We start from the raw sequence: 19585 nt of genomic DNA, 5'->3' as shown, positions 1-19585 counted from the left end.
GGGCGGGCAGAGCGGTGCACCGCTCCGCCACGGAGTAGTACGACCCCTCAGCCTAGTAGCCGCCGAGGAGCAGTCCTTCCTCCACGAAGCGCCAGACGTCGGTATAGGGGTCCCAGTCGTTCGGATTCGGCGAATCGCAGCGCTTGTTGATCGCCTGCGCGTACCTCTTGGCGTCGCGGTAGCGGCTGCCGTCCGCGCTGAGCACCTGCTCCTCGCGCACGTGCTTGGCCTGCGCCTCGCTCACGGCGCGCACATTGCGCCCGTACGTCGCCGCGAAACCGGGACGCGACCGCAGGCGGCTGCTGGCGTCACCGCAGACGCCGCCGAAGCTGCTGGTGTAGTTCGTGTAGTGGAGCAGCCGCCACAGTTCGAAGCAGGGGTGCGAGTATGCGATCTTGACCCCCTCCTTGTCGGCGAGGCGTCTGGCCTCCGCAATGGACGGGTGGTCGTCGCGGTCGAAGAGCACCCACACCTGCGGCCAGTTCCAGTCCTTCTCCTGCTTCAGCCCGGCGTCCTTCGCCTCCCGCTCCACCCTGCGCAGGGTGCGAACGGCCTCCTGGACCAGGCGTAAGGGCTTGCGCAGCTTGCTCTCGGCGTTGGGGTTGCCGATGTGGTGCTGGACGGTCTCCCCTGCCTTGGCCGGGGTGCCGTTCTTCACGATGATGTCGACGTACTCGGGCTCGGTGACCTCGCCCTCGGTGAAGACGTAGACCTGGCGGGGCCTGCTGGATCGGCCCTTCGTCCCGCCTCCGCTCTTCCTCCGGTTGATGCCGTCCCCGCCCCTTGTCCTCGCCATCAGCCCTCTTCCGCCTCCGTCCGCGCCAACTCGTCCGCCCGCAGCAGCCGCCGTCCGATCTGCCCCTCCGACACGTTCGGCACCGCTCCGAACGAACCCGCGAGGTAGGAGGTCATCAAGTCCTCCTCCTCCGTCGGCTCCCAGTCGGCGACGGAGGACAGAGCGGTGGCGCCGCGCTCGTCCTTCTCCGTGAGCCAGATCTGGCCCGGTTGCAGCAGCCGGCCGCCGCCCGGCGCGCGCAGCAGGGAGGGATCATGACCGGTGAAGACGAGTTGCGCGCCCTTGCGGTTCACCCGGGACGACTGGAAGAGACGCACGACCTCGGCCGCGAAGCGCGGATGCAGGCTGGAGTCGAGCTCGTCGACCAGGAGCACCGCGCCGGTGTCGAGGGCCAGCAGCAACGGGCCGATCAGGGCGAACCACGAGCGGGTGCCCCAGGACTCCGCCTCCCAGTCCATGAGGGTCTTCCCGCCGCCTCCGGCATGCTCCAGCCGGACCAGTGGCCGACCGGACGAGGTCTGTTCGACCTCCACCCCGGCGATGCCGAGATCGGCCACGCGCAGCAGTTCCTCGGCCCGCCGCCGGAAGTCCTGGTTGCGCAGCAGACGCAGGGCCGTGTAGTCCTCGCGCTGGGTGCGCTCCGTCTCCGGGGTAACGTCCCAGAGGTTCTCTCTGAACCAGTCGAAGACGGGCATGAGCTGTTCGTGGCCGGAGTTTCCGGCACGCGTGAGCAGCAGTGCGTCCGGGGCCATGGTGCGGGCCAGGCGGGTGCGGTCGTGGACCCGGTCACCAGGGAAATCGAAGGGGTTCTCGCGGGTCGCGTCCCGCTCGTACCAGACCTGACGGCGGCCCTTGGGGTAGGCGTAGAGCCATTCCGCCTCAACCCGGCGGGAACCCAGTTCGAAGCCGTAGGTCCAGCGGACGCCGTCTCCAAGGAGGATGTCCGCCTCGTAATGGGATGTCTCCGACGCGGCCTTCGGGTCGAGGGCGAACTCGTCGCGCGGAATGCCGTCGTAGGAGGTCCAGTCGGCGTAGGAGCGCAGCACCGCGTGGCGCATGTTCTTCAGGGCGGCCACGACGTTGGACTTGCCGGACGCGTTGGCGCCGAAGACACCGAGCACGGTGTGGACGGGGAGCCGACGGCCGTCGGAGAGCACCGTCTCGCGGGCGACGGTGCGCTCCGCCTCGGCCTCCTCAGGCGCGACGAACGACAATTCCTGCTCGTCGCGCAGCGACCGGACGTTCGCCACCCGGAATCTCAGCAGCATCCTGGCTCCTTCATGGCGGAAAGATTAGTCACGCCGCCGGGTCTGCGGGTCGGATGCGCGGCCCTTGTACGCGTCCGGCGGCCGGCTCTCGGGGAAGGCCGACCGCCGGACGCGTACTGGGGGTTGTCCTAGAGGAACGAGTTGATCTGGATCGTCTCGTCGCGGCCGGGGCCCACCCCGATCGCGGAGATCGGGGCGCCGGACATCTCCTCCAGCGCCTTGACGTACGCCTGGGCGTTCTTCGGGAGGTCGGAGAACGACTTGGCGCCCGTGATGTCCTCGGACCAGCCCGGGAGCGTCTCGTAGACCGGCTTCGCGTGGTGGAAGTCGGACTGGGAGTACGGGAGCTCCTCGACGCGCTTGCCGTCGATCTCGTACGCGACGCAGACCGGGATCTCCTCCCAGCCGGTCAGGACGTCCAGCTTGGTGAGGAAGAAGTCGGTCAGGCCGTTCACGCGGGTCGCGTAACGCGCGATCACCGCGTCGAACCAGCCGCAGCGGCGGTCGCGGCCGGTGGTCACGCCCCGCTCGCCGCCGATGCGGCGCAGCGCCTCGCCGTCCGCGTCGAAGAGCTCGGTCGGGAAGGGGCCAGCGCCGACGCGCGTCGTGTAGGCCTTGAGGATGCCGATGACGCGGCTGATCTTCGTCGGGCCCACACCCGTGCCCGTGCAGGCGCCGCCCGCGGTCGGGTTCGAGGAGGTGACGAAGGGATAGGTGCCGTGGTCGATGTCGAGCAGCGTGCCCTGGCCGCCTTCGAAGAGGACGACCTTGTCCTGGTCGAGGGCGTCGTTGAGGATCAGGGTCGTGTCGGCGACGTAGCTCTCGATCTGGGCGGCGTAGCCGAGCAGCTCCTCGACGACCTGGTCCGCGGAGATCGCGCGGCGGTTGTAGAGCTTGGTGAGCAGCTGGTTCTTGACGTCGAGGGCAGCCTCGACCTTCTGCTGCAGGATCGACTCGTCGTACAGGTCCTGGACGCGGATGCCGACACGGTTGATCTTGTCGGCGTACGTCGGGCCGATGCCGCGGCCGGTGGTGCCGATCTTCCGCTTCCCGAGGAAGCGTTCCGTCACCTTGTCGACGGTGACGTTGTACGGCGTGATGATGTGCGCGTTGCCGCTGATCAGCAGCTTCGACGTGTCCACGCCGCGCTCGTTCAGACCGCTCAGCTCGGAGAGCAGGACCGACGGGTCGACGACGACGCCGTTGCCGATGACCGGGACGCATCCCGGGGAGAGGATTCCGGAAGGGAGGAGGTGGAGTGCATACTTCTGGTCGCCGACGACCACCGTGTGGCCGGCGTTGTTACCACCCTGGTAGCGCACCACATAATCCACGGATCCACCGAGCAGGTCGGTGGCCTTTCCCTTGCCTTCGTCACCCCACTGAGCACCGAGCAGCACAAGTGCGGGCACAGGCGTACACCCCTTCCGGGCGGGGCATGTCCAGGGTCAGGGGGCCGAAGCCGCCCGTACCGGTGTGCCCCGGAATAGACGAAGCCCCTGGCGCAATAGCGCAAGGGGCTCTTGCACCAAGATGCTACCCGAGGAAGCGAGGCAGGACCGAGGTGGCGGCTTCCGACCAGCTGCTGGTGGTGATCGATCCAGTGGCCCGGCGCAGCGATGGCGAGTCGGTACGGATTGCGAAAGACGTGCTCAGCGCGGGTGCGGCGACGAAAATCTGCCTCCCGGACGGGCCCGAGGAATTTGCCAGGGCTCTTGCCCGGAGAGGGTCCCGGAGACCCGTGGTGATCGGCGACGACCGGGCCCTGGCGAGCGCGGTCGCCCTGCTGCACCGGGAGCGGGAGCTGGCATCGGCCGTGCTCTCGCTGGTGCCGGTGGGGGCCTCGCTGTCGCTGGCGGAAGCGCTCGGGGTGCCCACGGGGACGGTGGCGGCGGCACGGGCCGTACTGGAGGGCGTCGAGCGGCGGCTGGATCTGCTGGTCGACGATAGTGACGGGGTGGTGCTCGGGGCGCTGCGGATCCCCCCGCTGACCTTGCGGGAGGCCGCCGCGCATGACGGCCAGGCGGGGGCGACGGCGGCGACAGTGGTGCCGAGGGTACGCCCCTGGCTGCACACCTGCCGGTCGCTCGTGCGGACGCTGGTGCCGGCGCGACCGTCCCGGGTCGCCGTGCCCGACACCGGCGCCGGGCCCCGGCCCGCCCGGCTGCGGGTAGAGGTGGACGGCGTGACACTGGTCGACCTGGACCAGCCCCTGGAGGCGGTGTCCGTGACCCCGAACGGCTCGGGCGCCGCCCACGTCGAGGTCCACCCGTCCTCCGTGGGCGCGGAGGCGGCCCCCCTGCGGGCAGCGGGCCACAGCGTGACGGTCTCGGGAACGGACTTCCGCTACCGCGCGGACGCCCTGGTCTCGGGCCCGGTACGAAGCCGGACGTGGACGGTGCGGGCGGGGGCACTGGGGTTGACGTTGCCTGGGTGAGGCGTTGCCCAGGTGAGGGTGGGTCGTCCCGGATCAGCCGTCCTGGGATCTGCCGCTGCCGAAGGTCCTGTCGGGATCAGCCGCTGCCGAAGGTCCTGTCGCGATGCAGGCGCCAGCGCTCCATCATGGCGTCCACCTCCCCCTCCATGAACTCGAAGAAGGCGAGGGTCTCGGCGAGGCGGCGGCCCGCCGGGGTGTCGGCACCCAGGCTGGAGACGCCCTCGCGCAGGGCGTCCTCCCAGCGCTTGATGAGCGCTTCACGATTGGTGAGGGCCTCGTACCACTGGTCGCTGTGCACCCGGTACCGCTCCCGCCGGGAGCCGGGCTCGCGCTCGCGGGACACCAGGTGCACCTGCGCGAGGTAGCGCACCGCGCCGGAGACCGCGGCCGGGGAGACCTTCAGCCGTTCGCCCAGCCCGGCGGAGGTGAGCGTGCCCGTGTCGGAGGCGAGCAGCGCGGCGAAGACCCGGGCCGGCATGCGCGGTACGCCCGCCTCGACGAGCTGCGCCGCGAAGTGCTCCACGAACCGCGAGACGGTCTCCGGGTCCCGTTCCACGCCAGCCGTATCCGTCATGTCCTGATCATCTCCCTGGCTCCCCGCACCCGTCGGAAGTTTATACGGTTTCTTAACTTCACAACTTTGTGAAAGTACCGTAGCTTCGAAGCATGACGAAGGCGATCACTGTCTCGGGCCTGCACAAGGCGTTCGGCAGGACCCGCGCGCTGGACGGCCTCGACCTGGAGGTCGAGACCGGTGAGGTCCACGGCTTCCTCGGTCCCAACGGCGCGGGGAAGTCCACCACCATCCGCGTCCTCCTCGGGCTGCTGCGCGCCGACTCCGGCGCCGCGCAGATGCTCGGCATGGACCCCTGGGCCGACGCGGTCGAGCTCCACCGCCGCGTCGCCTACGTCCCGGGCGATGTCACCCTGTGGCGGAACCTCAGCGGTGGCGAGGTCATCGACCTCTACGGGCGGCTGCGCGGAGGACTCGACAAGGCGCGGCGCGCGAACCTCATCGAGCGGTTCGAGCTCGACCCGACGAAGAAGGGCCGCACCTACTCCAAGGGCAACCGGCAGAAGGTCGCCCTGGTCGCCGCCTTCGCCTCCGACGTGGACCTGCTGATCCTGGACGAGCCGACCTCCGGGCTCGACCCGCTCATGGAGGAGGTCTTCCAGAACTGCGTCGCCGAGGAGCGCGAGCGCGGGCGTACCGTCCTGCTCTCCAGCCATGTGCTCAGCGAGGTCGAGGCGCTCTGCGACCGCGTGAGCATCATCCGCAAGGGCCAGACCGTCGAGTCGGGCTCGCTCGCCGAACTGCGGCATCTGACCCGTACGAGCGTGACGGCCGAACTCGCCGGTCCACCGAACGGGCTCTCGCACCTGCCGGGCGTGCACGACCTCGACGTCCAGGGCCATCGGGTCAGGCTGCAGGTCGAGACCGACAAGCTCGACGCCGTGCTGCGGTCGCTGACGGAGTCGGGCGTACGGTCGCTGACCTCGACGCCGCCCACGCTGGAGGAGCTGTTCCTGCGCCACTACCAGGACGACGTACGGTCCGACGCGGAAGGGGCGATGGCCCGATGACCGCCGTGACCGCACCACGGTTCGCGACTCGCGCGGGCGGGACGCGTCCGCTGGCCGGCACGGGCACCCTGCTGAGGCTCGCGCTGCGCCGCGACCGGGTCATGATGCCGGTGTGGGTGGCCGTGGTCGTCCTGATGGTCGTCAGCGGCGTCTCGTCCATCGGGCAGCTCTACGACACGACCGCCAAGCGCGCGGAGCTTGCCGCGGACATGAGCGCCAACGGCTCGATGCGCGCGATGTACGGGCCGGTGTTCGGGGATTCGCTCGGGGCGATCGTCGCCTGGCGGTTCGGCGGCTTCGCGGCCGTCCTGGCAGCGGTGATGAGCCTGATGATCGTCATCCGGCACACCCGGGAGGAAGAGGAGACCGGCCGCCACGAACTGCTGGCCTCCGCCGTGGTGGGCCGCAGGGCACCGCTGACGGCTGCGCTGCTCGCGGCGCTGGTCGCCAACACGGCGGTGGCTCTGCTCATCGCCGCGGGACTGTCGGGTCAGGGCATCGGCGGTGCGCTCGCGCTCGGCCTCGCCATCGGCGGCATCGGCATGCTCTTCGCGGGTATGGCGGCGATCATGGCGCAGCTCACCGAGAGCGCCCGGTTCGCCAGGGGCCTCACGGCCGCGGTGCTCGGCGCCGCCTTCCTGCTGAGGGCGACGGGCGACTCGGCGGATGACGACGGTTCGTCCGTGCTGACCTGGCTCTCGCCGCTCGGCTGGGCCGAGAACGCCCGGCCGTACGCGGACGAACGCTGGTGGGCCCTGCTGCTCCTCGCGGCGGCGGTCGTGGTCCAGCTGGGCATCGGATACGTCCTCACCGAGCGGCGCGACGCCGGGATGAGCTTCCTGCCGACCCGCCCGGGCCCGGCCGAGGGCCGGATCACCACCGCGACCGGACTGGCCTGGCGGCTGCAGCGCGGCAGCGTCGTCGGCTGGAGCACCGGCTTCCTGCTCGCCGGGCTCGTATTCGGCGGAATGACGGAGGGCGCGGCCGATCTGGTCGGCGACAACGAGGACGCCCGTCAGATCTTCGAGCGCATGGGCGGCCAGGCGGGCCTGACCGACGCGTTCCTCGCCGCGATGGTCGGCATGCTCGGCATGGTCGCCGCGCTGTACGTGGTGCAGTCTGTGCTGCGGCTGAGCGCCGAGGAGACCTCAGGGCGCGCCGAACCGGTACTGGCGAACGCGGTCGGCCGACTGCGCTGGGCGAGCGGCCACCTGCTGATCGCCTTCGGCGGCGCGGCGCTGATCACGCTGATCGGCGGCCTCGGCCTGGCGCTCGGCTACGGCAAGGAGTTCGGCCCCGTACTGGGCGCCTCTCTGGTCCAGGTCCCGGCGATCTGGACACTCGGTGCGCTGGCCCTGTTCCTCTACGGCATCTTCCCGAGGGCGGCGGTGGCGGGCTGGGCGGCCGCGGGCCTGGCCCTGGCCCTCGGCTGGATCGGCCCGGCGCTCGACATCCCCCAGTCGGTGATGAACCTGTCGCCGTTCGGCCATCTGCCGAAGCTGCCGGGGCCGGAGATGGCGTGGACGCCGGTGGTGGTGCTGACCTTGATCGCGGTGGCGCTGGCAGCGGCGGGCCTGGCGGGGCTGCGACGCAGGGACCTGTCGACTTGACGGCCGGCGCCGTGTCCGCAATGTGTCCCGGTCCCTCACGGGCCGGGACACGGTGCCGTCCCGTCAGCGCACGTAGTTCTTGAGGGTCTCCGTGTCGAGCTCGATGCCCACGGGGTCGGGGATGGTGACCTTCTCGCCGAACTTCACCGTGTGGGTGTCACGGTAGCCACCGACGCTCCCGTCCGGGTGGCTGTACACGGTGACCGTGCAGGCGTCCCGGTCGATGAGCAGGAACACCGGGATCCCTGCCTCGCCGTATGCAGCAGGCTTCTCGTGCCGATCCCGCTGGTTGGTGTCGGAGTCGTACGAGGTGACCTCGACGACCATCAGCGCACCCTCGGGGTCAGCCCACTCGCCGTGCCCCGCGAAATGCGCCTCGGGCACGAGGGTCGCATCTGGACGCGCCCGGCCCTCGCGATACTTCTCCACCCTGAGACCCCGTCCCTGATACAGGTCGAGATCCGGCCGGGCCTGCATGCATCGCCTGGCCAGCCACATCACGATGGTGTCGTGATCTCCGTCCGCCACCCTCTTGACCCCGATCCGTCCGTTGATGAACTCGAACCTGACGGCGTCTTCGGTTTCCTTGGCCGCGAAGATGGCGATCCTCTCGAAGTCCTCCACCGACATCTGCAACGTCTGCGGCGTGCGCTCTGCCATGACCGTCATGGTGCCCTCCTTTTCAGGCAGGCACCAGCTTGCCGAGGCCCGGCAGACCGCAGACCGAATTCCGCATGTGATCAGCCCATCAGGTGATCAGCCGAGCTCGACCCGCAGCTCCTTCAGCCCCCGGATCACGAAGTTCGGCTTCTGCTCCGGTTCGGCGGCCGGGCCCAGCGTCGGGGCCTGGTCCAGCAACGCCGCCATGGACGCGGCCAGTTCGATACGGGCGAGCGGGGCGCCGATGCAGTAGTGGATGCCCGCGCTGAAGGAGATGTGCGGGTTGTCCGTGCGGGACAGGTCCAGGGTGTCGGGGGCGGCGAAGGCGTCCGCGTCGCGGTTGGCGGAGCCGAAGAGCATGGCGATCTCGGAGCCGCGCGGGATCGTCGTACCGCCTATCTCGATGTCGTCGAGCACCCAGCGCTCGAAGAGCTGGAGCGGGGTGTCGTAACGCAGCAGCTCCTCCACGGCCGTGGGCAGCAGGGAGCGGTCGGCGCGGAGGGCGGCGAGCTGGTCGGGGTGGCGGAAGAGGGCCCACCAGCCGTTGACGGTGGCGTTGACCGTGGCCTCGTGCCCCGCGTTCAGCAGCAGCACGCAGGTAGAGATCATCTCCTGCTCGGTGAGCCTTTCGCCCTCGTCGTACGCGGCGATCAGCCCGGAGATCAGATCCTCATCCGGCTCCTTGCGCCGCGCCTCGATCAGGTCCCTCAGATACGCGGAGAACTCGACCGACGCCTGCACCGCGCGGCGGGCCGTCTCCTCGGGCGGGTTCAGCTCGTACATCCCGCAGATGTCCGCCGACCAGGGCCGCAGCAGCGGCCGGTCCGCCTCCGGAATGCCGAGCATCTCCGCGATGACGGCGACCGGCAACGGTTCGGCGACGGCGGTCAGCAGATCACCGCCGCCCTCCGCGACCAGCCCGCCGACCAGCTCGGACGCCAGCCGGTGCACATACGGACGCAACTGCTCGACGGTACGCGGCGTGAACGCCTTCGACACCAGGCGGCGGATCCGGGTGTGGTCCGGCGGCTCGAGATCGAGCATCCCGTGGTCGTTGAGCACGTGGAACGGCTCGTGCTCGGCCGGCGGGGCCTGGCGGCCGAACTCCTCGTGCGAGAAGCGGTGCTGGTACGTGCGCCCGAGCCGCCGGTCGCGCAGCAGAGCGGAGACGTCGGCGTGGCGCGGGACGAGCCACTGGTTGGTGGGCTCGTAGTAGTGCACTCGGCCACGGGCGCGCAGCTCCGCGTAGGCGGGATAGGGGTCGGCGACGAAGGCGGGCGACCAGGGGTCGAACAGTGCGTCCATGCGGGGACGCTAGCCGCTTGCCCACGAGGTGGAAAGCGCCGAGAAGCAGAGCCCCCGTCACCCAGGGGTGACCAACCGCGCCTCGTATGCGAAGACCGCTGCCTGCGTACGATCCCGCAGCCCCAGTTTCACCAGCACCCTGCTCACATGCGTCTTGATCGTCGACTCGGCCACCACGAGCCGCTCGGCGATCTCCGCGTTGGAGAGCCCCTGCGCGATCAGCACCAGCACCTCCGTCTCACGCTCGGTGAGCTCCCCGTACGCGCCGCGGCTCACCGCCGGCAGGGTCGGTGCGTCCGCGAGCTTCGAGAACTCGGTGATCAGCCGCTTGGTGACGCTCGGCGCGAGCAGCGCCTCTCCGGCCGCCACGACGCGTACGCCGTCGGCGAGCTGCCGGGCCGAGGCGTCCTTGAGCAGAAAGCCGGAGGCCCCGGCGCGCAGTGCCTGGTAGACGTACTCGTCGAGGTCGAACGTCGTCAGCACGAGCACCTTGGCGGCGCCGTCCGCCGCCACGATCTCGCGCGTCGCCTCGATGCCGTTCATCTCCGGCATACGGATGTCCATCAGGACGACGTCGGGCGCGAGCTCCCGTACCCGCTGGACGGCTTCACGGCCGTTCACGGCCTCTCCTGCGACCTCGATGTCCGGCATTGCGTTCAGCAGGACCGAGAAGCCCTCGCGCACCATCATCTGGTCGTCGGCGATCAGGACCCGGATGGTCACCGGTCGCCCCTCTCCGACGCGGGCTCCTCCACCACCGGAACCGGAAGGAACACCGTCACCTCATAGCCCCCGTCGGCCGCCGGCTCCGCCGTCATCTCACCGCCCAGCATCGCGACGCGCTCCCGCATGCCGGTGATGCCGTGACCCGCCCCGTGCGTGGACTTCACCATGACAGGCGCGGACGCGGGACCGTTGACGATACGCAGTCCGAGGCCGCCGATGACGTAACCGATCTCGACGCGGGCGGTCGAGCCCGGCGCATGCCGCAGCGCGTTGCTGAGCGCTTCCTGCACGATGCGGTACGCGGACAGCTCGACACCCTGCGGCAGTTCACGGACCGCTCCGGTGACCGCCTTCTCCACGGGCAGCCCCGCATCCCGCACATTGGCGAGCAGCCCGTCGAGGTCCGCAAGCGTCGGCTGCGGCGCGTCGGGCGCCTCGTAGTCCTCGGCCCGTACGACACCGAGGACGCGGCGCAGTTCGGTGAGCGCGGCCACCGCGTTCTCGCGGATCGTCGCGAAGGCCTGCGCCAGCTCGGGCGGCGGGTTCTCGACTCGGTACGGTGCGGCCTCCGCCTGGATCGCGACCACCGACATGTGGTGGGCGACGACGTCGTGCAGCTCGCGGGCGATGGTGGTGCGCTCCTCGAGGAGGGTGCGCTTGGAGCGTTCGTGTGCGGTGACGGTCTGCTGCGCGGTGACCTCCCTCGCCGCCTCACGGCGGACGTGCCGGACGGTGACGACCAGCAGGGCCAGCGCGGAGACGAAGAGGAACGGCACGGTGTCGCCGCCGTAGTAACTCGGCGGCAGCGCGGCCTCGGCCAGCAGCCCGTACAGCGCGGTCAGCACCCACATCCAGCCGGCGGTACGCGGCCGCGTCCGGGCCGCGACGACCGTCAGCACCACGAGGTGCGCGACGAACGTGCTGGGTGCCCACGGCCATTCGCCCCTGCCGGCGAGGATGCTGACGAACGGCGTCACCGCGAGGGACATCCAGAACGCGGCGACCGGCCGGACCAGGGTCATCAGAAGCGCGCCCACGGGTATGAGGCCGATCAGCAGGGCCACGAAATCGCTGGTGTAGTACCGGGTGGTCTCGACCCCGATCAGCAGCGTCAGCAGTGCGCTCGCCACCACGAACGCGTGCGGCGTCCAGGGCGTGTACCCGCGCAGCCGGCGCGGGAACCGGCGCAACAGCGTGCCGTCGGCGCTCATGGGAGGCAGCAGGCGATACGCGAACACGTCGTGGAACAGGTCCGTGCGCAGCCCACTGAGCACCCCGACGGCGAGGTGGTACTCGGGACTGCGGGACTTCGGCTTGGCCGCCGTGAGGGGCTGGGTACGGGTCTCGGTCACGTACAGCAAGGTAGGGCCGCGCCCGTCCGGAGTCGTCAGCAGAAAGAAGGGTCCTGCAGGGTCCGTCTCAGGTACTACGGAGGCGTTTCGGGAACGGCGCGCGCCCACAACCGGCGGCATCCGGAGGCGCGTTCACCACGCGAGCTGCGCGATCTCCTCCGCCACCACCGCGCACGCGTCCGCCGCCGGATCGATGAGCGGGAAGTGCCCCACGTCCTCAAGCAGCGTCAGCCCCACCACTTCGCCCGCCTTCGCCGCCGCGTCCGCGTACGCCTCGGCGACCTGCTGCGGCACGTCGATGTCGCCCCGGCCCTGGACGAGCGTGGTGGCGATACCCGTGGGCAGCAGCGCGGCGGGATCGGCATACGGCAGCCGCTCCGCGAACGTCTCCTCTCCACCGAGGAGTTGCTCCACCGCGCCCGAGCACACGTCGAGCTTGCGGGCGACCGCGAAGTCGGCGATCGGCGCGAGCGCGACGACACCGCGCAGCGGCCCGGGCCGCGCGATGTGCCACGGCGCGTCCTCGGGGAGGAGATGGCGCGCGGCCGCCCACAGCGCGAGATGCCCGCCCGCGGAGTGCCCCGTGACGACGGTGCGGCGCGGGTCCGCCTGCGGCAGCGCCTCGCGTACGAGCGCGGGCAGCGCGTCGAGCGCGGCGGCGACGTCGTCGAAGGTGTCCGGCCAGCGCCCGGCGACGGGCCCTTCGCCGCCCTGCGCCGGAATCAGACTGCCCCGCCGGTACTCGACGTTGGCGACGGCGAAGCCCCGGCGGCCCAGGAAGTCCGCGAACGGCGTGATGTGCGCCCGGTCGTACGCGGCACGCCAGGCGCCGCCGTGCAGCACGACGACGAGGGGTGCCGACTGGGCGCCGTCGCGGGGCGCATAGAGGTCGATCACCTGGTCGGGATGGTCGCCGTAGGTGACGGTGGCGTCCGGCGGGACGGCGGGGTGCGAGAAGGCCGACTCTTCCTCGGCGGCGCTACGCGCGGCGTCCTCCGACATGATCCAACCTCTCAGCGCTCCGGCGGTTGGCCGGGACATTATCAGCGCCACGGCACACAACCGCGGCACCCCCGTTGTGTGCAGGCGCCCTGCCGGAACGCCTGCCCACAACGGGCGCCGGTCAGGCCAGCACGTCCCCCAGCACCCGAGCCGCCCTCTCCGCCTCGGTGAAGCTCACGTACAGCGGTGTGAAGCCGAAACGCAGGATGTCCGGCGCACGGTAGTCACCGACGACTCCGCGCTCGATGAGACGCCGCATCACATCACCCGCGCCCTCACAGCGCAGCGCGACCTGGCTGCCGCGTTCCGCATGAGCCGAGGGCGTGACCGACTCGACGAGCCCCCGAGGGACATACGCGTCCACGCACTCCAGGAAGAAGTCCGTCAGCGCGAGCGACTTGGCCCGCACCGCCTCGATCGAGACGCCGTCCCAGACCTCGAGCGCCGCCTCCAGGGCGAGCATGGACAGGATGTCCGGCGTGCCGACCCGGCCCCGTACCGCGCCCGATCCGGCCTCGTACTCGGGACGCATCCCGAACGGCTCGGCGTGCGAGTTCCAGCCCGGCAGCGGCGAGTCGAAGCGCGGCTGGAGCTCCCGGCGCACGTACAGATACGCAGGTGAACCCGGCCCGCCGTTGAGGTACTTGTAGGTGCAGCCGACCGCCAGGTCCACACCGTGTGCGTCGAGTTCCACGGGCAGCGCGCCCGCGCTGTGGCACAGGTCCCACACGGCCAGGGCGCCCGCGGCGTGCACGGCGGCGGTGAGCCCGGGCAGGTCGTGCAGGCGGCCCGTCCGGTAGTCGACGTGGTTGAGCAGCACGGCGGCCGTACGCGGACCGAGCGCGCCCGGCACGTCGGCGGGGAGGACCGGAACGATCCGGCACCCCGTCATCCGTGCCGCGGACTCCGCGATGTACCCGTCCGTCGGGAACGTCGAGGCGTCCACGACGATCTCGTCGCGCGGAGCGGCACCGGCAGAACCGCCCTCCCCCGCCATACGCACAGCGGCCACCAGCGCCTTGAACACATTGACGCTGGTGGAGTCGCCGACCACGATCTGCCCGGGCGCGGCCCCGACCAGCGGCGCGATACGGTCGCCGATCCGCTCCGGCGCCGTCCACCAGCCGCTCTCGTCCCAGGACCGGATGCGCAGCTCGCCCCACTGCCGGCGTACGACGTCCTCGACGCGCCCGGGAACCGCGCGCGGCAGCGCACCCAGCGAGTTGCCGTCCAGATAGACGCCCGCGGCGCCGCCCGCATGATCAGACGCAGTGTCGAGCACGAACCGGTCGCGCAGGGCCGCCAGTCCGTCGGCGGCATCCAGCTTCGCGGCCTGCGCCGCCTTCTCCTCGTACTTCTCCGCGAACTCGTACGTCTCAGACATGGCTGCGCGCCGTCCACAGCTCGGGGAACACGTTCTTCGAAGCGCGCTTCTCCAGCCAGGCCACGCCCGCCGAGCCGCCGGTGCCGGTCTTGGCGCCCATCGCCCTGCGGGTGGCGACGAGATGGTCGTTGCGCCAGCGCCACACCAGTTCGGCGACGTCGGTGAGCGCCTCGCCGAGCCGTACGAGCTCGGCGTCCTGGTCGCCGCAGTACAGCTCCGTCCACACGGCCTCGACCCTGGCCGACGGCTCGTAGCGCAGCGCCAGGTCCCGCTGAAGGACCTCCGCCGGGATCGCGTACCCGCGACGTGCCAGCAGCCGCAGCACCTCGTCGTAGAGGCTCGGCTGCTGCAGCGCCTTCTCCAGCTCGGCGTGCACGCGCGGCGCACCCCGGTGCGGGACCAGCATGGACGCGGACTTCTCGCCGAGCAGGAACTCCATCCGCCGGTACATCGCGGACTGGAAACCGGAGCCCTCGCCGAGAGCGGACCGGTACGAGTTGAACTGTGCGGGGGTCAGCCCGGCGAGCGGCGTCCAGGAGGCGTTGAGCGCCTCCAGCTCGCGTACGGACCTCTTGAGCGCCGCCAGCGCCACCGGCAGGTCGTCCTCGCGCAGCGCCCGCGACGCCGTCTCCCACTCGTGGACGATGACCGTGAACCACAGCTCCATGACCTGGGTGGTCACCAGGAAGACCATCTCTCCCGGATCGTCCGAGAGCGGGTGCTGGAGGTGGGTGAGGACGTCCGCCTGGACGTAGTCCTCGTAAGGGGTGGTTCCTTCGAAGTCGAGGTTCGGGGTCTCGGGCTGCTCCTGAGCCCCGTCGAAGACCTCGTGGGACATTGCTGTCTCCTACGTACTCCGGGTAGCGGTCCGCCCCTGCCGTGACGGCACGGGGGCCCCGGTCCCCACCGCGCATTCTTACGCAATCGTCCCCGGAGACGGCAAGGCCCGCCTGGTCACAGGGGCCAGGCGGGTCTCAGGGTCACCGCGGGGCTCAGCTCAGCGTCTGGGCCGCCGTCGGCGAGGAGTCCTTCAGGAACTGGCTGCAGCGCTCGTACTCCTCCTGCTCGCCGATCGCCTGCGCGGCGCGGGCGAGGGCGTGCAGGGCGCGCAGGAAGCCGCGGTTCGGCTCGTGCTCCCACGGCACGGGGCCGTGGCCCTTCCAGCCGCTGCGGCGCAATGCGTCCAGGCCCCGGTGGTAGCCGGTGCGTGCGTACGCGTACGACTCGACGACACGACCGCCCTGGAACGCGTCGTCGGCCAGCTGGGCCCAGGCCAGCGACGATGTCGGGTGCTTCGCGGCGACGTCGGCCGGCGCGGTACCGCTCGCCAGGAGCTCACGGGGCTCCGGGTCGTCGGGCAGATGGGTCGGGGGCGGTCCCCCGAGCAGGTTCTCGTGAATGGCCATGGCCCCAGTCTGCCTTGCCGCGCAGACGGGCCCGGCACCCCTGGGGGGTGCCGGGCCCGGATACGCACAGGCGGCCGACGAATCAGCCGGTCATGCAGGCTGTTACTTCAGCTTGGTGCCGGCGGAGCGCAGGTTGGCGCAGGCCTCGCTGACGCGCTTGGCCATGCCGGCCTCGGCAGACTTGCCCCAGGTGCGCGGGTCGTAGGTCTTCTTGGAGCCGACCTCGCCGTCGACCTTCAGGACACCGTCGTAGTTCTTGAACATGTGGTCCGCGACGGGCCGCGTGAAGGCGTACTGGGTGTCGGTGTCGAGGTTCATCTTCACGACGCCGTTCTCCAGGGCGGTGGCGATCTCCTCGGCCGTGGAGCCGGAACCGCCGTGGAAGACGAAGTCGAACGGGTCGGCCTTGCCGTACTTCGCCGCGACACCGGCCTGCAGGTCCTTGAGCAGCTCGGGGCGGAGCACGACGTTGCCCGGCTTGTAGACGCCGTGGACGTTGCCGAAGGAGGCGGCCAGCAGGTAGCGGCCCTTCTCGCCCAGGCCGAGCGCCTCGGCGGTGCGGATCGCGTCCTCGACGGTGGTGTACAGCTCGTCGTTGATCTCGTGGCTGACGCCGTCCTCCTCGCCGCCGGTCGGGGTGATCTCCACCTCGAGGATGATCTTGGCAGCCGCGGCCTTGGCGAGGAGCTCCTGGCCGATGGCCAGGTTGTCGGCGAGGGTCTCGGCGGAGCCGTCCCACATGTGCGACTGGAAGAGAGGGTTCTGACCGGCCCTGACGCGCTCGGCGGAGATGTCGAGCAGCGGGCGGACGTAGCCGTCGAGCTTGTCCTTCGGGCAGTGGTCGGTGTGCAGCGCGACGGTGATGTCGTACTTCGCGGCGACGATGTGCGCGAACTCGGCGAGCGCCACGGCGCCAGTGACCATGTCCTTCTTGTACTGGCCGCCCAGGAACTCCGCGCCACCGGTGGAGATCTGGATGATGCCGTCGCTCTCCGCCTCCGCGAAGCCGCGCAGCGCCGCGTGCAGGGTCTGCGAGGACGTCACGTTGATGGCCGGGTAGGCGAACTTGCCTGCCTTCGCCCGGTCGAGCATCTCGTTGTAGACCTCGGGGGTTGCGATGGGCATCTGTCCGCTCCTTGTGATGTGCGGGTGTCTTCTTGGCCCTGACCTAGGGGGCGACGTCATCGTCGTGCCACATCTTTCCAGACCTGGCGGAATCCTCCAGCCACGGATGGGACCTTCTACGCGCAAAGGGCGGAAGGTTCCACGTGAAACCTTCCGCCCTCTACTAAAACCCCAGGTCAGAAGCCTGGTGACCGCCCCATGGCGACACGTCACGAGTTGACGTCGACCGCATGCGCTCAGTGAGCACCGCTCGGTCGGCCCTCAGTCCAGCCCCAGCTCGTCCTTGGAGAAGGCGAAGAGATACGGCACACCGGCGCCCTCGGTGATCTTCTCGGCGGCCCCGGTCGCGCGGTCGACGATCGTCGCCACGGCGACCACCTCGGCACCGGCCGCCCGGACCGCCTCGACGGCGGTGAGCGGCGAGCCACCGGTCGTCGACGTGTCCTCGACGACGAGGACACGGCGGCCCTTGATCTCCGGACCCTCGACCTGTCGCTGCAGGCCGTGGGCCTTGGCGGCCTTGCGTACGACGAACGCGTCGAGGGACTTTCCGCGGGCGGCGGCCGCGTGCAGCATCGACGCGGCGACCGGGTCGGCGCCCATGGTGAGGCCGCCGACCGCGTCGTAGTCGAGCTCGGCGGTCAGGTCGAGCATGACCTGACCGACCAGGGGTGCGGCGACGCCGTCAAGGGTGACCCGGCGCAGGTCCACGTAGTAGTCGGCCTCCAGACCCGAGGAGAGGGTCACCTTGCCGTGCACCACGGCCTTGTCCTTGATCTGCTGCAGCAGCGCGCCGCGTACGTCACTCATGTCTGTCAGCTTAAAGGCACGCCAAAGCAGGGCAGGCTGTCGGCTAGAGGCGCCGCCAGCTCCAGGTCGTCGCGGTCTCCAGCGGCTCCAGAGGGGTGACGAAGCGCGGGGTGGAGTTGAGGCCGTCGGGGGGCCCGGTCTGCGGCTCCACGCACACGGCCTCGTTCTGCTCGTCGTACACGACCACCCACTGCTCGCGGCTCTTGACGTTCAGCTCCAGCTGCCCGGGCCAGGTCAGGGTGACATCGACGCCGTCGGGCATCCCGAAGCAGTCGTCCCAGGGACCGGGCCGCGGCGCGATACGCCGCCCGGTCGGCAGATGATCACTCCCACGCTCCTCCTGCCACTCCGCGGCGAAATCGAGTCGTACGTCCTCGCCGCCCAGGTTGCGGTTGAACCAGGGGTGCCAGCCGGCCTGGGCCGGGAAGGAGGACTCGTACGTCTCGATGGACATGGTCAGCGTCAGCGCGTCCTCGGTCAGCTCGACGACCTGGCTGACGCGTCCCTGGTACGGCCAGGGGTCCGTGAGGTCGTATGTGAACACGGCCGACGACTTCTCCACTCGCGCCGCTCGCCACTTGCCGTCGCGGGCCGTGCCGTGGATGGCGTGCGGCGGGGCGTTGAGCGGCATCTGGTGCACGACGGCGCCGTCCCGGAAGCGGCCGTTCCTGATCCGGCCGCACCACGGGACCATGGGGAAGCAGCCGTAGCGGTTGCCCTGGCGCAGCAGTTCGATGCCGTCGGTCCGCAGACTTCCGAGTCGGCAGCCGTTGGAGGGCTGCACGGTCACCTCCGCGTTGCCCGCGGTCAGCGTGATGTCTCCACTACTCACGTTGCCGACCCTACGCGTCGTGGGGGTCTGTGCCGCCCGGGTCCCCCGGGCCGGGGGCCGCCCCGCGGGCAGGTCCGCGCAGGAGGTACCCCCAGCGCCTGGGGGCACCTGCTGGGGGCACCCCCAGCGGTGGCTGGGGGAGGAACGACTGCCCACAACGGTCAGCGGCCCCAGCCGTACAGCGGAACCGGCCAAAGGCCACCGGCCGGAAGAGAGCCGGAGTCAGCGGCGCCGGCGAAGGGCTCGGGTCACGACGATCGCTGAGGCGACGACGAGCGCCGCGGCCGGGGCCACCCACCGCAGTGTGGCGGTGGTGGAGACCGACTCCGGCGCCGGCACCGGCGCGTACCGACCACGCGGCGGAGCGTGGTCGACCTCCTCCGCGCTGCGGCCGATCATCGTCCGACGCGCATGCGCGGCCTCCGCCGGAGGCTCCTCCCCCGCCACCTCCTCGTCCTCCACGAAGGGATCCAGCGACGACGGCGGCACCTCGGGCTCGAAGACAGAGACTTCGGGCTCCTGGGCCTCCTCGGGCAGTCCACCCGCGGGGCCGGGCGCCCCGGCGGACTCCGCGCCCGCGGAGTCGTCGGCGCCCTCAGCACCCTCTGACGCCCCTGGCACCTCTGAAGCGGCTCCAGCCGCCCCCGCGGCCCCCGCCCCGGCAGCGGCGCCGGCCCCCAATCCCTCCCCGAACCGGTTCAGCAGCCGTCGCGCCGCCGACTCCACCGACTCGGGAGTGAGTTCGGCGGCGCGGCCGTCCACGGTCGCGTTCGTGGTGAAGGTGAGCGTCGTGCCCCCGTCCGTGGGGGTGAGGCGGAGCATCAGCGCGAGTTTGACACCGCCGGTGCCACGGGCCTCCGTGGCCTCGCCCTCGACCGCGTACGAACCGTCGGCCTGCCCGCTGAGCCGCAGGGCACCGCGGTACGTGATCGTATGGCCGCCGATGCGGACCTTGAGGCGGCCGGACACGGGCGGCTCCCCCGCGTCCTGTTGGAGCCCGGGGACCGCGCGGGCGACCCGCGCGGGGTCTCCCAGCACCTCCCGCAGAGGCTCTACCGGAACCGGAACGAACACCTCATGCTCCATGCCGCCGAGCCTACTCATGACAACCGCCCCCTGTACCTGCGTCCGCGCAGAAGTCCCGCACATTGCGAACCCGGCGGCCCGCCCACCCAGCAACTCACCTACCCCAGCAACCCACCCACCCCGGCCCCCACCGAACCCAGGCACCACCCACGGCACAACGACCCGGCCCCCACCGAACCCAAGCACTCACCCAGGGCACAAG

The 19585-nt window shown here is 70.7% G+C and carries 19 protein-coding genes; 3 read left to right on the top strand and 16 right to left on the bottom strand.

Going from position 1 to position 19585, the window contains the following annotated elements; genetic code table 11:
- Positions 1–52: 52 nt before the first annotated feature.
- The 3 genes from ACSMXV_RS22895 to ACSMXV_RS22885 all read right to left on the bottom strand — a co-directional run bounded on the left by ACSMXV_RS22895 (position 53) and on the right by ACSMXV_RS22885 (position 3476).
- A complete protein-coding gene (locus tag ACSMXV_RS22895; RefSeq protein WP_473173184.1) occupies positions 53–796 on the bottom strand; it encodes an RloB family protein in 744 nt (247 codons plus the stop codon).
- Positions 796–2064, bottom strand: coding sequence for an AAA family ATPase (locus ACSMXV_RS22890; protein WP_473173183.1), 1269 nt, complete (start codon positions 2062–2064; stop codon positions 796–798). Before ACSMXV_RS22890 ends, ACSMXV_RS22895 begins: the two co-directional genes overlap by 1 nt.
- A gap of 128 nt (positions 2065–2192) precedes the next feature.
- On the bottom strand, positions 2193–3476 hold the full coding sequence (locus ACSMXV_RS22885) for an adenylosuccinate synthase (RefSeq protein ID WP_181868026.1): 1284 nt from the start codon (positions 3474–3476) through the stop codon (positions 2193–2195).
- 152 nt (positions 3477–3628) lie between these two features.
- On the opposite strand from ACSMXV_RS22885, the gene ACSMXV_RS22880 reads away from it, so the two are divergent.
- The gene (locus ACSMXV_RS22880) at positions 3629–4501 is read left to right on the top strand and encodes a diacylglycerol kinase family protein (RefSeq protein ID WP_473173182.1); all 873 of its coding nucleotides are present in this window, start codon (positions 3629–3631) and stop codon (positions 4499–4501) included.
- 76 nt (positions 4502–4577) lie between these two features.
- On the opposite strand, the gene ACSMXV_RS22875 is transcribed toward ACSMXV_RS22880, so the two are convergent.
- Positions 4578–5075, bottom strand: a complete 498-nt coding sequence (locus ACSMXV_RS22875; protein WP_473173181.1) for a GbsR/MarR family transcriptional regulator — start codon at positions 5073–5075, stop codon at positions 4578–4580.
- A 92-nt stretch (positions 5076–5167) separates the two neighbouring features.
- Here ACSMXV_RS22875 and ACSMXV_RS22870 point away from each other — a divergent pair, with 92 nt between their 5' ends.
- Positions 5168–6085 (top strand): ABC transporter ATP-binding protein, encoded by a 918-nt coding sequence (locus ACSMXV_RS22870; protein WP_473173180.1) that lies wholly within the window; start codon positions 5168–5170, stop codon positions 6083–6085.
- Positions 6082–7695, top strand: coding sequence for an ABC transporter permease (locus ACSMXV_RS22865; RefSeq protein WP_473173179.1), 1614 nt, complete (start codon positions 6082–6084; stop codon positions 7693–7695). Before ACSMXV_RS22870 ends, ACSMXV_RS22865 begins: the two co-directional genes overlap by 4 nt.
- 63 nt (positions 7696–7758) lie before the next feature.
- Here the strand turns inward: ACSMXV_RS22865 and ACSMXV_RS22860 are convergent, their stop codons facing one another.
- From ACSMXV_RS22860 to ACSMXV_RS22805, 12 genes are all read right to left on the bottom strand, one after another.
- Positions 7759–8364 carry a Uma2 family endonuclease gene (locus tag ACSMXV_RS22860; RefSeq protein ID WP_473173178.1) on the bottom strand — a complete coding sequence of 202 codons (606 nt, stop codon included), beginning with the start codon at positions 8362–8364 and terminating at the stop codon, positions 7759–7761.
- An 87-nt stretch (positions 8365–8451) separates the two neighbouring features.
- The gene (locus ACSMXV_RS22855; RefSeq protein WP_473173177.1) at positions 8452–9660 is read right to left on the bottom strand and encodes a cytochrome P450; all 1209 of its coding nucleotides are present in this window, start codon (positions 9658–9660) and stop codon (positions 8452–8454) included.
- Positions 9661–9717: 57 nt separating this feature from the next.
- A complete protein-coding gene (locus ACSMXV_RS22850) occupies positions 9718–10383 on the bottom strand; it encodes a response regulator (RefSeq protein WP_473173176.1) in 666 nt (221 codons plus the stop codon).
- Positions 10380–11747, bottom strand: a complete 1368-nt coding sequence (locus tag ACSMXV_RS22845) for a sensor histidine kinase (protein ID WP_473173175.1) — start codon at positions 11745–11747, stop codon at positions 10380–10382. Before ACSMXV_RS22845 ends, ACSMXV_RS22850 begins: the two co-directional genes overlap by 4 nt.
- A 123-nt stretch (positions 11748–11870) precedes the next feature.
- A complete protein-coding gene (locus ACSMXV_RS22840) occupies positions 11871–12740 on the bottom strand; it encodes an alpha/beta hydrolase (protein WP_473173174.1) in 870 nt (289 codons plus the stop codon).
- Positions 12741–12861: 121 nt separating this feature from the next.
- Positions 12862–14124: a kynureninase gene (gene kynU, locus ACSMXV_RS22835; RefSeq protein WP_473173173.1), complete on the bottom strand. Its 1263-nt coding sequence runs from the start codon at positions 14122–14124 to the stop codon at positions 12862–12864.
- Positions 14117–14962, bottom strand: coding sequence for a tryptophan 2,3-dioxygenase (locus ACSMXV_RS22830; RefSeq protein WP_473173172.1), 846 nt, complete (start codon positions 14960–14962; stop codon positions 14117–14119). The genes kynU and ACSMXV_RS22830 overlap by 8 nt, the downstream gene beginning before the upstream one ends.
- 154 nt (positions 14963–15116) lie before the next feature.
- Positions 15117–15530 carry a DUF3151 domain-containing protein gene (locus ACSMXV_RS22825; RefSeq protein WP_181862998.1) on the bottom strand — a complete coding sequence of 138 codons (414 nt, stop codon included), beginning with the start codon at positions 15528–15530 and terminating at the stop codon, positions 15117–15119.
- 102 nt (positions 15531–15632) lie between these two features.
- A complete protein-coding gene (gene fbaA / locus ACSMXV_RS22820; RefSeq protein WP_473173171.1) occupies positions 15633–16655 on the bottom strand; it encodes a class II fructose-bisphosphate aldolase in 1023 nt (340 codons plus the stop codon).
- A 261-nt stretch (positions 16656–16916) separates the two neighbouring features.
- The gene (gene pyrE, locus ACSMXV_RS22815) at positions 16917–17465 is read right to left on the bottom strand and encodes an orotate phosphoribosyltransferase (RefSeq protein WP_473173170.1); all 549 of its coding nucleotides are present in this window, start codon (positions 17463–17465) and stop codon (positions 16917–16919) included.
- Between the two features lie 43 nt (positions 17466–17508).
- Positions 17509–18297 carry an aldose epimerase family protein gene (locus tag ACSMXV_RS22810; protein WP_473173169.1) on the bottom strand — a complete coding sequence of 263 codons (789 nt, stop codon included), beginning with the start codon at positions 18295–18297 and terminating at the stop codon, positions 17509–17511.
- Positions 18298–18519: 222 nt separating this feature from the next.
- Positions 18520–19383: an SRPBCC domain-containing protein gene (locus ACSMXV_RS22805; RefSeq protein ID WP_473173168.1), complete on the bottom strand. Its 864-nt coding sequence runs from the start codon at positions 19381–19383 to the stop codon at positions 18520–18522.
- Positions 19384–19585: the final 202 nt, after the last annotated feature.

The sequence above is a fragment of the Streptomyces sp. DSM 42067 genome (genome assembly GCF_055792885.1).
Note: the sequence above shows the minus strand (reverse complement) of the source record. Positions and strands in the feature narration are given on the sequence as shown.

What these genes read in the sequence shown, in the direction of transcription:
- ACSMXV_RS22895 (WP_473173184.1), bottom strand. Translation starts at nt 796, where the DNA reads ATGGCGAGGACAAGGGGCGGGGACGGCATCAACCGGAGGAAGAGCGGA.
- ACSMXV_RS22890 (WP_473173183.1), bottom strand. Translation starts at nt 2,064, where the DNA reads ATGCTGCTGAGATTCCGGGTGGCGAACGTCCGGTCGCTGCGCGACGAG.
- ACSMXV_RS22875 (WP_473173181.1), bottom strand. Translation starts at nt 5,075, where the DNA reads ATGACGGATACGGCTGGCGTGGAACGGGACCCGGAGACCGTCTCGCGG.
- ACSMXV_RS22870 (WP_473173180.1), top strand. Translation starts at nt 5,168, where the DNA reads ATGACGAAGGCGATCACTGTCTCGGGCCTGCACAAGGCGTTCGGCAGG.
- ACSMXV_RS22865 (WP_473173179.1), top strand. Translation starts at nt 6,082, where the DNA reads ATGACCGCCGTGACCGCACCACGGTTCGCGACTCGCGCGGGCGGGACG.
- ACSMXV_RS22860 (WP_473173178.1), bottom strand. Translation starts at nt 8,364, where the DNA reads ATGACGGTCATGGCAGAGCGCACGCCGCAGACGTTGCAGATGTCGGTG.
- ACSMXV_RS22855 (WP_473173177.1), bottom strand. Translation starts at nt 9,660, where the DNA reads ATGGACGCACTGTTCGACCCCTGGTCGCCCGCCTTCGTCGCCGACCCC.
- ACSMXV_RS22840 (WP_473173174.1), bottom strand. Translation starts at nt 12,740, where the DNA reads ATGTCGGAGGACGCCGCGCGTAGCGCCGCCGAGGAAGAGTCGGCCTTC.
- kynU (WP_473173173.1), bottom strand. Translation starts at nt 14,124, where the DNA reads ATGTCTGAGACGTACGAGTTCGCGGAGAAGTACGAGGAGAAGGCGGCG.
- ACSMXV_RS22830 (WP_473173172.1), bottom strand. Translation starts at nt 14,962, where the DNA reads ATGTCCCACGAGGTCTTCGACGGGGCTCAGGAGCAGCCCGAGACCCCG.
- ACSMXV_RS22825 (WP_181862998.1), bottom strand. Translation starts at nt 15,530, where the DNA reads ATGGCCATTCACGAGAACCTGCTCGGGGGACCGCCCCCGACCCATCTG.
- fbaA (WP_473173171.1), bottom strand. Translation starts at nt 16,655, where the DNA reads ATGCCCATCGCAACCCCCGAGGTCTACAACGAGATGCTCGACCGGGCG.
- pyrE (WP_473173170.1), bottom strand. Translation starts at nt 17,465, where the DNA reads ATGAGTGACGTACGCGGCGCGCTGCTGCAGCAGATCAAGGACAAGGCC.
- ACSMXV_RS22805 (WP_473173168.1), bottom strand. Translation starts at nt 19,383, where the DNA reads ATGGAGCATGAGGTGTTCGTTCCGGTTCCGGTAGAGCCTCTGCGGGAG.